General features: G+C 69.7%; 6 protein-coding genes, 1 pseudogene and 1 CRISPR repeat array. Of the genes and pseudogenes, 1 reads left to right on the top strand and 6 read right to left on the bottom strand.

Annotation, left to right across the window (positions count from 1 at the left end; all coding sequences use genetic code 11):
• The first annotated feature begins 129 nt into the window (after positions 1 to 129).
• Positions 130 to 4730: direct repeats of the CRISPR family, unit length 37 nt; unit sequence GTTGCGATCCTCGCCCGGTCCGGGGACCGGGCGCAGC.
• Between the two features lie 623 nt (positions 4731 to 5353).
• The 5 genes from ACLQ28_RS33445 to fxlM form a co-directional block, all read right to left on the bottom strand.
• Positions 5354 to 6121: a thiopeptide-type bacteriocin biosynthesis protein gene (locus ACLQ28_RS33445; RefSeq protein ID WP_425690252.1), complete on the bottom strand. Its 768-nt coding sequence runs from the start codon at positions 6119 to 6121 to the stop codon at positions 5354 to 5356.
• 26 nt (positions 6122 to 6147) lie between these two features.
• On the bottom strand, positions 6148 to 7224 hold the full coding sequence (locus ACLQ28_RS33450) for a lanthionine synthetase C family protein (protein WP_425690253.1): 1077 nt from the start codon (positions 7222 to 7224) through the stop codon (positions 6148 to 6150).
• Positions 7221 to 9983, bottom strand: a complete 2763-nt coding sequence (locus ACLQ28_RS33455; RefSeq protein WP_425690254.1) for a lantibiotic dehydratase — start codon at positions 9981 to 9983, stop codon at positions 7221 to 7223. The genes ACLQ28_RS33450 and ACLQ28_RS33455 overlap by 4 nt, the downstream gene beginning before the upstream one ends.
• Positions 9984 to 10073: 90 nt before the next feature.
• Positions 10074 to 10232 (bottom strand): FxLD family lanthipeptide, encoded by a 159-nt coding sequence (locus ACLQ28_RS33460; protein WP_425690255.1) that lies wholly within the window; start codon positions 10230 to 10232, stop codon positions 10074 to 10076.
• A 14-nt stretch (positions 10233 to 10246) separates the two neighbouring features.
• Positions 10247 to 11482 carry a methyltransferase, FxLD system gene (gene fxlM / locus ACLQ28_RS33465; protein WP_425690256.1) on the bottom strand — a complete coding sequence of 412 codons (1236 nt, stop codon included), beginning with the start codon at positions 11480 to 11482 and terminating at the stop codon, positions 10247 to 10249.
• A gap of 305 nt (positions 11483 to 11787) precedes the next feature.
• Here fxlM and ACLQ28_RS33470 point away from each other — a divergent pair.
• Positions 11788 to 11964, top strand: a pseudogene (locus ACLQ28_RS33470) (ATP-binding protein); the annotation flags it as partial.
• A 19-nt stretch (positions 11965 to 11983) separates the two neighbouring features.
• Here ACLQ28_RS33470 and ACLQ28_RS33475 read toward each other — a convergent pair.
• Positions 11984 to 12541, bottom strand: coding sequence for a GNAT family N-acetyltransferase (locus tag ACLQ28_RS33475; protein WP_425690257.1), 558 nt, complete (start codon positions 12539 to 12541; stop codon positions 11984 to 11986).
• Positions 12542 to 12708 lie beyond the last annotated feature (167 nt).

Genomic DNA, 12708 nt, shown 5'->3' on the forward strand with positions numbered 1-12708 from the left:
CGGGGGGGGGGGACGGGGCGCAGGTGAGGGCCCCGCCCTAACTGGGTGGGGGGGGTCGGGTCGTGCGGCCCCGGGTCCGGGGACCGGGCGCAGCACGACCGCTGAGCTGAACGCCGGCATCCTGCTCCAGTTGCGATCCTCGCCCGGTCCGGGGACCGGGCGCAGCTCCGCGCCATCCGCACCCTGATCGACGCCAACCCCGCGTTGCGATCCTCGCCCGGTCCGGGGACCGGGCGCAGCAGTTACCTCCGGGGCGGATCACGAGCAGGGACACGTCGTTGCGATCCTCGCCCGGTCCGGGGACCGGGCGCAGCGGGTGGCGCCGGCGCCGGCCTGGTTGACCACGTCGTCGTTGCGATCCTCGCCCGGTCCGGGGACCGGGCGCAGCGCGGCACCGCGGAGCTTGCCAGCTTCAACCCGGCGTTGTTGCGATCCTCGCCCGGTCCGGGGACCGGGCGCAGCCGATGCCGCCCTGATGCCTGGTCCAGGTCTGCACGGCGTTGCGATCCTCGCCCGGTCCGGGGACCGGGCGCAGCCTGACCATGTCCCGCATGGGCTTCGCGGCCTTGTCCCAGTTGCGATCCTCGCCCGGTCCGGGGACCGGGCGCAGCTCGTTCCGCTACAGACTAGACAGCTCGTGACCTGCGGGTTGCGATCCTCGCCCGGTCGGGGGACCGGGCGCAGCTTGCCCCACTCGCCGCAGATGTAGGCGATGTTCTCGTTGCGATCCTCGCCCGGCCCGGGGACCGGGCGCAGCGACCAGGCGATCCGTGCCCTGATCACCTCGACCGACCGGTTGCGATCCTCGCCCGGTCCGGGGACCGGGCGCAGCATCCTCCGGCGGGGCGGACGGGTCGTGATCCTTGACCGGTTGCGATCCTCGCCCGGTCCGGGGACCGGGCGCAGCTGCCATCCACGGCTGTCGCCTTCGTTGACCCACACCCGTTGCGATCCTCGCCCGGTCCGGGGACCGGGCGCAGCTGCCATCCACGGCTGTCGCCTTCGTTGACCCACACCCGTTGCGATCCTCGCCCGGTCCGGGGACCGGGCGCAGCCGACAGGTTCGCCTGCCCTTTCGCCGTCGCCGACGAGTTGCGATCCTCGCCCGGTCCGGGGACCGGGCGCAGCGGCAGGCGGCCCGTCGGGGCTGATGGTGATCCCGTCGTTGCGATCCTCGCCCGGTCCGGGGACCGGGCGCAGCGAGTGACCCACATGCCGGCCGTGGTGCCCAGGATGACGTTGCGATCCTCGCCCGGTCCGGGGACCGAGCGCAGCTCCCACTCGGACATGGCCCGGCGGAGCTTTAGGCACCATTTGCGATCCTCGCCCGGTCCGGGGACCGGGCGCAGCCGGCAAGCCCGAAACCGACACCGCACGGCGAGCACGCGTTGCGATCCTCGCCCGGTCCGGGGACCGGGCGCAGCCGGCCCCGATCATTCGGCGTGCGGCCCGGCCTTAAGATGTTGCGATCCTCGCCCGGTCCGGGGACCGGGCGCAGCACTGCAACTCCACCCGTGCAAGGTGCAGGGAACTAGGGTTGCGATCCTCGCCCGGTCCGGGGACCGGGCGCAGCACGACAAGCCGATGCGGGTGCTCGGCGGCAAGCCGTGGTTGCGATCCTCGCCCGGTCCGGGGACCGGGCGCAGCACCGCAGCTCAGACGCCGACACCTCGTCGGCGGCCAAGTTGCGATCCTCGCCCGGTCCGGGGACCGGGCGCAGCTGGCGACAGCCGTCTGAGGTTCTAAACTGGCGTTATTAGTTGCGATCCTCGCCCGGTCCGGGGACCGGGCGCAGCGCTCGACGGCGTCACCGGCACAGTCGGCACCGTCGTCGTTGCGATCCTCGCCCGGTCCGGGGACCGGGCGCAGCGATAGACCGGCTAGGCGCGTTGCAGCGGGCACCCGGTTGCGATCCTCGCCCGGTCCGGGGACCGGGCGCAGCCAGCACCATGGCCGCGACCGCGGGCAGCACGACAAGGTTGCGATCCTCGCCCGGTCCGGGGACCGGGCGCAGCCTGGCTTGAGCGACGCCGTCGGGTCGGCGCCGTCCATGTTGCGATCCTCGCCCGGTCCGGGGACCGGGCGCAGCTCGGAAAGGTGCAGGCGGTGCAGCACCAAACCAACGGGTTGCGATCCTCGCCCGGTCCGGGGACCGGGCGCAGCGTCAGGGCCCCATGTGCCGACCGCGTCGGGTAGGTCGTTGCGATCCTCGCCCGGTCCGGGGACCGGGCGCAGCTCCATCGGGTCGGTGGCGGATCGAGTTGGCCGTAGCGGTTGCGATCCTCGCCCGGTCCGGGGACCGGGCGCAGCCACACCGTTCAGGATCGACACCACCGCCCCGCCGATTGTTGCGATCCTCGCCCGGTCCGGGGACCGGGCGCAGCGTGTCGGCCAAGCCGTCGGGGATGCGGTCGGTGGAAAGTTGCGATCCTCGCCCGGTCCGGGGACCGGGCGCAGCGCAGGTGACGCTGGCTGAGCTGCCGGAGGTGAAGAGGTTGCGATCCTCGCCCGGTCCGGGGACCGGGCGCAGCGCTCCACGTAGCGGGCCGCCGAGGCGAACATGCTCCGGTTGCGATCCTCGCCCGGTCCGGGGACCGGGCGCAGCTACCTCGACGCCCCCGACGGGGCGGTAGTCGACGGGATGGTTGCGATCCTCGCCCGGTCCGGGGACCGGGCGCAGCTTCGGAATTCCTGGTACATCCGAACGTTGGTTCCGGCGTTGCGATCCTCGCCCGGTCCGGGGACCGGGCGCAGCTTTGCTTCAGGCTGTAGATCACCAGCCCGGAACAATCGTTGCGATCCTCGCCCGGTCCGGGGACCGGGCGCAGCCCGTGTCCCCGAATTCCGACAACCGGTCCCACCAGGGAGTTGCGATCCTCGCCCGGTCCGGGGACCGGGCGCAGCTCGGACGTCCAGACCCGGACGGCGATCACCGCGTCTTTGTTGCGATCCTCGCCCGGTCCGGGGACCGGGCGCAGCGAGCCGCGTACGCAAAGAGGCGCCCTGCCCGGGGCCGGTTGCGATCCTCGCCCGGTCCGGGGACCGGGCGCAGCCGCATCAGGGCGGGCAACGCCACGATGGCCATGCAGTTGCGATCCTCGCCCGGTCCGGGGACCGGGCGCAGCTAATTGCGTCTTGCCCGCCTCGGACGGCCCGATGATGGTTGCGATCCTCGCCCGGTCCGGGGACCGGGCGCAGCACTGGGACGACCTGCGCGGTTTCGTGCTGGGTGTGGAGTTGCGATCCTCGCCCGGTCCGGGGACCGGGCGCAGCTACTGCTCCGGCACCTGGAAAGGTCCCCACGGCTAAGTTGCGATCCTCGCCCGGTCCGGGGACCGGGCGCAGCTCTGGTCTTTCCGGGACTAGCGGCCCAGTGCGGCGTCGTTGCGATCCTCGCCCGGTCCGGGGACCGGGCGCAGCCTGCAACAAGCAGATCGACAGCGAGCGAGGCAGCGCCTTGCGATCCTCGCCCGGTCCGGGGACCGGGCGCAGCTACCGGATGCTGGTCGACGGCAAGACGGCAGAGGCGCTTGCGATCCTCGCCCGGTCCGGGGACCGGGCGCAGCCTGGAGTAGGCCCAGGATCGCGGGTCGGTAGTCGACTGTTGCGATCCTCGCCCGGTCCGGGGACCGGGCGCCCGGTCGACCCGGTAGACGTTGCGATCCTCGCCCGGTCCGAAGACCGGGCGCAGCGCGACCGTGACTGTGTAGTACACGGGCGCCGGCGGTGTTGCGATCCTCGCCCGGTCCGAAGACCGGGCGCAGCGCGCCGCCCATGACCACCACCCGCACCGGCCGGGCCCGTTGCGATCCTCGCCCGGTCCGAAGACCAGGCGCAGCGTTGCCGCCGCGCAGCGCGGTGACAACGGGGATAAAGTTGCGATCCTCGCCCGGTCCGAAGACCGGGCGCAGCTCGGTGGTGTTGTTGACCCTGCCGTCGATCGTCATGTTGCGATCCTCGCCCGGTCCGAAGACCGGGCGCAGCCCTGGGAGAGCAGGTACAGCACGTCGGTGGAGGTCACGTTGCGATCCTCGCCCGGTCCGAAGACCGGGCGCAGCGTGGCCAACTCGGAAGGCGAGCACGCCTACTACTGGGAGTTGCGATCCTCGCCCGGTCCGAAGACCGGGCGCAGCACGACCAGCCCGGCGCCGATCCGCGCGTTGAGTCGCCGCTGTTGCGATCCTCGCCCGGTCCGAAGACCGGGCGCAGCCCGTGAGGTCGACGCGGCGGGCGGGCACCCGGGAGTGGTTGCGATCCTCGCCCGGTCCGAAGACCGGGCGCAGCTGGCGGAATCGATATGGAGAAGCCGGAGGAGCCGGAGTTGCGATCCTCGCCCGGTCCGAAGACCGGGCGCAGCGCGGAGCCTGGAAAGGCACCCACACTTCCGCGCCCGGTTGCGATCCTCGCCCGGTCCGAAGACCGGGCGCAGCGCCGGGAGCGCCCGCCGCTACTCATCGCGGTTTTTGACGTTGCGATCCTCGCCCGGTCCGAAGACCGGGCGCAGCGACGCGAGCGTGTGACGCTTCCCACCGACGCTCACCTCGTTGCGATCCTCGCCCGGTCCGAAGACCGGGCGCAGCTCACGGCGGAAAACCTCCGGTTGGCCCCCGGCACCGGAGTTGCGATCCTCGCCCGGTCCGAAGACCGGGCGCAGCGCGGAGCAGGCCCGGACGGCGCAGCAGGTCGAGGACGGGTTGCGATCCTCGCCCGGTCCGAAGACCGGGCGCAGCAGTTGCTCATCAGCATAGATTCATCAACTTCGAGCACCACCAGGCACTCCGCTCAGGCGAAAGTTACCGTTATCGCCCGATTTTTGAGTTCGGAACCCCAAGCTCAACCCGCCATCGCCAGAGGTTCCTAGATCAACTGATTCCCGCGCCCTAGTGGGACAGCTCGGCGACACCGCCGAGCTGCCGCCATCGCGGCACGGCGATCCGCCGGACGATAGTCCGGCTTGCTGGTCCGCGAACGCGACGCCGTGCACCGCCGACTGAACGTGCCCGCAGTACCTTTTGATCACTGAAATGTCCGCGAAAAATTGAACATGGATGCATGGCCGTTCAGACCTCCTCGGCAGCGGCCTGTACCTTAAGCACGGAGAGCTGACTTGCGCCCTAGAAGGATCACCCGCGTCGATCGGAATTGCGGCCAGCTCGATCGATGCGTCGGCAAGCGTTAACTCGATGGGCGATCAGGTCGAGCACGGGCATCGGATCGAGTAGGTCAGCGACGTCATTCTCCGCCCGAGGCAGGCGAGGACCCGTCGCAGAGAGCAGGTCATCACCTGGGCCGGTCGAGGTTCGGATACGGTACGCGGGACGTTCGACACTACTCCACCATCAGCTTCTCAACGTCACGTCTTTGCGTCGTTGAGAATGGCCTCCTTGGCGGCGCGGGCGAGGGTGGCTTGGGTGCTCGCGCGGACTCCGAGGCGGTTCATGTGGAAGATCACGTGTAACGCGGTGATTCCGCGGATCCCTCGTGTGAGCTTGCCCGACTCGCGGAGGGTGCGCAGTGCCGTCCCGGTGTCTTCGAAGGTGCTCAGCCAGTCGCTGGCGATGCCGCCCGCGCGAGGTGAGCCGAGCAGGAGGTGGCGGACGTCGGCGGTGAGATCAGTCCACGCTCGAAGGTCCTGGGTGGGTGCTGGGCTCGCCAACGCACCGCGCTGAGCGGCGATTCTGGCCCAAACGTCGCCTTGCTCGTTGATGTCGAGGCCAGCGGCGCGCATGAGCGCAGTGCACAGGATGAGTGCGTGTTCCCGCCGGTCGTCGGGGTTGCTGGTGAGGTAGTCCAGTAGGTGGCGGCTGTCGTGGTGGAACAGGGCGTGGGCGGCGGTCATGCTGGCGGGGCCACCGAACGCGTGGGTTTCCGGTTCGTAGATGTCGTTGGTCCAGTTGACGTTGTCGGTGAGCAGTGTGTGCGCCGGGTCCTCGGTGGATGTTGCTGGGAGGTAGCGGATCCGCCAGGGGCCCTTGCGGATGAACCACCAGGAGCTGATGAGACCTTCGGCTTCAGCAGCGGGTAGCACGCGGGAGAGGTGTTCGACGGCGTGCCTCTCCCGCTGTCCTGCGTCTGGGCCGGGGAAAGCGATGTTTACCTGCTTCCAGGGCGTCTGTTCCATCGGTGCCGTCCGGTCGTTGTGGCGGATTAGCAGAGCAGGAGGCAGGCGTCCCACGAGGTCTTCGTGGTTCCGGTCGCGGCCAAGGCTGCGCCGGATTTCCCGTCGAGGAAGCCTGCCGGTTCGTCGACCGCCGCTGGCGCCTGCTGGTGGAGGCGCTGCAGTGGTGTGAGGGGTATGGGTGTGAGCGCGTCGGCGGCGATGCGGCGTGCAGTCGCGAGGAGTCCGGCAGTCCCGTGGCAAAGGCCGCGGTCCGTGAGTTGACCGAGCTGGGTCGGGTCGTTCAGGCAGGCGATGAGCGCGCTCTCGGCAAGGTGTTGGCGTGTGGTGTCGCCGAGGGCGAGCGCGGTGAGTTGCTGGGCGCGGGCGATGCCGGGTGTGCCGTAGCACCAGGATGGCCGGAGCGGTCCGCGCTGGCTTGGGTCGCCGCGGCGGAGGCCGTCGAGTGTGATGGTCTGTGGCCACCATGGGCCGGTGCTGGTGTGGCGTTGCCAGGCGTCGAGCCACTGGCAGATGCGGTTGATCGCCTGGGTGTGTCCGTCGACGGTGATGCCGTCGCAAATTGTGAGCGCCAGGAGCGCGAGCGGGCCGGTGATGCCGTGGGCGATGCCGTGGTTGCTGTGGCCTCCGGCTGGTCCCGGCGCGTTGCGGTGGGGTCCGTGCGGGCACCACCAGCCGGGGAGCCCGCCGATGGGTTCGGTGAGTCGTACGAGGTAGGTCAGTACCTCGCGGAGAAGTTCGAGGTCCCCGATGCGGCGCAGGGCGACGCCGAGGCCAGCCAGGCCGCGGATGAGGTCAAATTCGGCGTACGGCGGCTGTTGGCGCTGGTCGATGCGGCGGTGAGCGCTGTGTAGTCGACGGCGGGTCACCGTGGCGGTCCCGGCGGCAGCGACGGCTTGGGCTCGGGTGAGCGCGGGTTGGTCGGACGCGGCGAGGACGAATGCGAGCGCGGGTACGCCGTAGTAGAGGCTGGCGTTGTCGGTGACGCTGACGCCGCCGGCGGTTGCCTGCTCGAGCAGGGCGTGCGCCGCCTGCCACCTGCCGGTTTCGAGGTGCCAGAGGGCGATGCCGACTGCCCCATCGGCGAGTGACTGTCCCTCGGTCATGACGCGCCGCGGATGAGAGTGGTGTGGGCGACGGCGCGGGCGAGGCGGAGGCAATGCCGTTCGGATGCGAGGTCGACCCCGATCATGCGGGCGTGGTGCAGGTGGAGCAGATCAGCCAGCACCTGATCCGGATCGAGACCGTCTCGGTCGACAAGCTTCCGGTAGGCAGCAAGCGCCGCTGTCAGGTCGTCATCTCGGCGGGATCGGCGGGCGTGACCGAGCTGGGTGGGGTCCAGCCGCGGGCCGCTGTGGTGCGGCACATGCTCGGATATCCACCCCGCCCCGTCGCCGGTGAAACCGTGGGCAATGGTGATCATGTTGGCGGCGGTGGTGGCGTGCCGGTCGTCGTTCAGCGTCGCGAGGACGGCGCGGGAGTCGGCGGCGAATACAGCTTCGGCTGCGGCGAGGGTGGGTCCGGTGCCGTGGCGTGTCTCGGGTCGGTAGGTGGCCAGGCTGTAGTCCGCCAGGAGGCCTTGCTCGTCGAGCCGTTCAGCCCAGGCGGCAACGTCCCGGGCAACGTCGGCGAACTGGTTGGCGTCGCCGAGTGGGATGCGCAGCCGCAGGTGGGGTTCCGGGTTGGGGTAGCGCAGGAACCACCAGCCAGCCGGTAACGCCTCGGGTCGCTTGGATAGGTCGGCGAGGATGCGCTCGCTCCGGCCAGTAAGCCGGGCGTCTAGCCAACGCGACTGACCAGGACGGTGTTGCAAGGTGCTGGCGGGCCGCGATGGTCGAGGAGACAGTTCTTCGCGCGGTGGCGTGCGGGTAAGGGTGAGCAGGAGTTCGGCGGGTCTGTCGTCGATCCAGCCGGCCCGTCCGGGCGCCTCGGTGAGCGTGGCACGTCTGTGCCTGCCAAGGTGGCTGCGCAGCACCGCCAGGTGGGCGGTCTCATCCAGGTCGAGGCGTAGCCATGCGTCACCGCTGCCAAGGAGTACGTCTGCGGGTAGCCGGTGCTGTTCGCGGTGGCGCTGCCAGGCCTCTCGCCACTGGTGCCACGGCATACCGCGCCCAGGTAGTGCTGCTGCGGTGATGATCCAGCGGGCCGGGTGCAGGATCGACCGGCCTCGCCGTACGCGTGGCAGGAACGGCAGGCCGTGGCAACGGCCCCAGTCGAACGGGACGCACGGTGCCGTCCACGCGATGGGGATCTCCGTCAGAAACCGGACGATCGGCTGCTGGAGCGTCGGCAGCTGCAGGCAGTTGAGCAGCATGGGCTCGACGGGCCGTCCTGTCGTGCGCGACACGAGCCAGAGCCGTTGACCGTCGCCTGCGACGGCCAGGTCCGCGAGAGTCCATCGCGGATCAGGGTGGAAGTCGCCGACGGGCAGGACGGGCAGCAGCTCGGGAGCGCGGGCGAGTGCGGCTAGCCGGTTGCCCAGTGGAGGGCCGGAGATCTGTACCGCGTCCGCGCCGGGCAGGGCCGTTGGCAGGTGGGTGTAGACGTTAGAGAACAGCGCGCGTTCGGACGGGGTGAGCAGGTGCAGAAATCGGGCTGCTGCGGTGCCTGCGTGGCGGGCGCCGCTGACGACCGTGAGCGTGAAGTCGCCTCGGTCGAGGTCCCGGAGCGTAGCCGCGGCGAGGGTGAACTGAAGTTCGGTGTGCGGGACCGGAGGCCGGTCGTCGTCACCGCGCAATTGGTCGATGAGCTCGGCGTCGAGCACCACCTCGGCGCAGTTCTGCAGGGCCGCACGCTGGGCGAGTTCCGCGAGGAGAACGTCGCGGGCAGTCAGTTCCGCCGGGTCGCGGCGCAGCGAGCCGCGGTAGCCGGCGGGAAAGCCCAGGACGCGCAGAACATCGTGCAGCGGTACGGCCGCGCCTGGTCCCCAGCGTTCGATGAACGCGGAGTGGTAGGCAGTCCAGCCCGGAAGGCGCGGCGCCACGCTGACGAGCGCCGCTACCGCCTCGCACGCCTCACGCACCACGGCCGGTGGCAGAGTCACGGAGCAATCGACGCGAAGGTCAACCTGAGTGCGGTCGCCGGGCTCGGGCAGGTCGATGTACTGGCTGAGGTGGGCTGCGGGGTCGGTCACCGTTACCGGCGGGCGGACCTCGGACACGAGGACCCCAGCAGCGACGAGCGCCGCCAATAGCCGCTCGGCATCCGCGGTGCCGTCCGGCAGCCCTGTGCTCGTCCGATCGGTCATCCGAGCCGTCAAGTCGGCGAACGCGATCGGTGAGCGGGCGAGTTGCACCGCCCGACGTACTGGGCCGGTGAGATCGACTTCCACGTCGCAGATCCGGTCGCCGTCGGTGTAGCCGCAGGGCACCACCCAGGCCCCGCCGCGCGGATAACCGATCGGGTTAGTCACGACCGCAACCGTGCGGACCGTGTGCAGGTCTCGTTCCGCACGGGATGCGTGCTCGGCGATGAACCCGCCGTCGGGGCGCTTCACCTCGCAGTGCTCCGCACCCCAGCTGACTGCCGCGTGGGGGCCAAGCTGCACCGGAGCGACCCCGGCGAATCGGCCAAACGGAGTCGCCCGCGTCGTCCACCTGAGCAGGTATCGGACTGTCGCCTCCACCAGGCGGCGCAGCCTCGGCCCGGTCGCGCCGTGACCGGTGAGTACACGGGTGATCTGGTCAGTCAGCTGTGGAGCGGCGTGGGTAACGGCGGCGGCGAACCCTGGTAACGCCCATGTCTGCTGCAGCCAAAGCCGCCACTGCTCGGGCTGCTCGGAGGTCAGGTCGGGGCATCTCGGTGGCGACAGATCGGAAGGGTAGGTAGCCGCTCTGATCAAGGCTGCTTGCGTAGCTTGATACATCGCGCGCTCCGAGGCTCGGCGTTACCTAAAGGGGATTCGGTGGTGGGGCCCGACCTCGTGGAGGTCGGGCCCCTCTGCAGCTCGCAGTTGTTACTTGCCGGTGCAGGCGTTCGAGCCGGTGTTGCCCGAGCCGCAGCCGTCGTCGGTGGCCGTCGCGTACGCACTCAACGCGGGGCCGGCGTCGACCAGCCGGAGGTTGAGCTCGCCTTCCACGTGTTCCTGGCCGACCTCGTACTCGTCGAGCTCCATCAGGGCTCCCTTCTTTAGATGAAGGCCAGGACGATGCGGCTGTGCCGCTTGTCCACGGCCGTCCCGGCTGGCAAGTCGCCGTCGGGGGTCTGCGCGGGCAGGACGTGCAGCGCCGGCGCGGGGCAGCCGGCGGCCACCCAGGCCCGCATGTGCTTGACCAATCGCCGGGCCGCCCCAGCCGCTGCGACAGTCGCAGCGCCGTGGGCGTACGCGCCCAGATCGAACGCGTCGCCGGTCCACCGCAACTCCGACCGGTAGGCGAACGTGTCGTCGTGCAGGACAGCGGGAGTCCCGAACCGCCACGACGGCGCGACAACGCCGGACGAGATAGCCGCGTCCTGTGCGGTCAGGACCACGAACTCCTGTCCCGAGGCGGCGATGCGGGTCGCGAGCCACAAGTCCAAGTCCGCCAAGACGGTAGGAGGCGGCAGGCTAACTCCGGCCCATGCCTCCTGCCGGGGCGTCTCGAGCAAGCCGTCGAGGCGCTGGGAGTCAAGCTGCTGGCCCTCATCGAGCCGCAGGTGGACTCCGTCGGCCACGTCGACGTACTGCACGTCGTACGCCCCGTCGCCCTGCACCGGCACGAACCCGCACTGCCGATCGCTCACGCTGACCAGGCCGACACCGGCACGGCGCAGCGCCCACGACCGCGTCATCCCGAACGTGCGCAGCGGCACCACCAAAACGCCATTGTCGGTGAGCTGGTCGCACCACGCCGGCGGGATATCCCACGCCCCAGCGGTGACGATGATCAGGTCGTAGCGGCGGCCGGGCTCAACAGGATGCTCAGCGTCGGCGCACATGACTTTGACGTCGGCGTAGCCCGCCGATGCCAGGCACGCGACTGCCCGGTCGGTCACGTCTGGGTCGATGTCCACCGTGGTCACGGAACCGGTCGCGCCAACGAGCTCCCGCAGCAGCGAGGCGTTGTAGCCGCCGCTACCGATCTCCAGAACGTGACGGCCGCGCAGACCGCCCAGCGCGTCAGCCGCCTGGCCGAGCATCTCCGCGATGAGGAACGGCGCCGACACCGAGCTGATGTTCTCCTCACCGCGCCGCTTCGTGATGACCGCCCTGTTTTCGTACGCCTCCTGAACAGGAAGGCCCGGCGTGAACAGCTCTCGAGGTACCGTCCGCATCGCAGCCTCCACCTCAGGCCGCAACGTCAAGCCCTTGTCGGCATGATCATTTGCCAGCTGATCGACCATCGCTTGGCGCAGAACTTCGCTGTTTATGGTTCCGACGCTCATGAACGTCCCCTCCGACGTATTCGAGCCGCTACGGCTCGCGGCGGCTCTGTGCATGCAACGAACATCCGGCGCGGAACCACCCCGAGCGAGTCGCGCTCTCGGCTGCGGGCCGGGAGGTGACATCGACGGTGCCCTCCGCAGAACCTGCGGAACTCACGGATCCGAAGTCATCGCTCCGTGCGCCCAGACTCTCCTAGTGCGCAGCCGCTGGGAATGCCGACTTGCGGTCCGACCTTGTGTGCCGACCTTCGGTCCGACTTAACGCTGAGCTACACGCCCCGTCGGGCGCGAGAGTTCTCATACCCCTGCTCACCTCGAACAAGAGCTTCGGCGAATGGGGCCAGGTCTTCGGCGACGAAGTCCTCGCCACTGCCATCCTCGACCGACTCCTGCACCACTGCGACGTCGTCGCCATCAACGGACCCAGCTACCGGCTCAAGAACCGCCTCACCGCCATCGACGGCCAAGCCAACGTCGCCTGAGCCCGGGGCCAGGCCACAGTCATGCTTTTCGAAGACGAGGACCTCGGATCCTGGAGAAGACCACCGCGTCAGCGCGACGGCCCGGAAACGACAGGAAGCTGCGCAGCACACCTTCCTGCTCGAAGGCAGCCGCAGTGAGAACCCGTCGGGACGCCTCGTTGTCCGGCTCCACCCACGCCTCCACCCGCTCCATGCCCGCGATGTCCAACGCCCACGAAGACACCTTCCTCACCGCACGAGTGGTGATTCCTAGCCCCCGCGCCGACGGGATGAGCCAGTAGCCGAGACCAGCCACCCCCGGCTGCGGCCGAAGCATGAGCACGACCGAACCGAGCGCTTGATCAGTCACCGCATCAGCGATCGCAAGTGAGACACCCTCACCGCTGTCGACTCGACTCCATTGCCGAGCGATGAACGCCCGTCCCGCATCGACCGAGAACATCCCCGGAACCGTCGTGGCCTCGACAATTCTCGGATCCTGGGCTGCGGCTCGAACACAGTCCAGATCATCTTCCCGCCAACGACGAAGACGAACAGCACCATCAGCAAGATCATCAGCAGGGTAGGTCAACGGCACCGAACCAAGCTACGCCACAAGCCGCCCCCGGTAGTCTCCGCCGACGCCGCCCCAGCCCGATTGACCTTCCGAACAGCCTGGCCACGCTCATCCGTACCTACCTGGGGACACAGAGTCGTACGCCGACAGCGGCAGGTGCGTCCATGCTTGCGCGGCGTGTCGGAGTG

Source organism: Micromonospora sp. DT201, from assembly GCF_049841575.1.
Lineage (GTDB): Bacteria > Actinomycetota > Actinomycetes > Mycobacteriales > Micromonosporaceae > Micromonospora.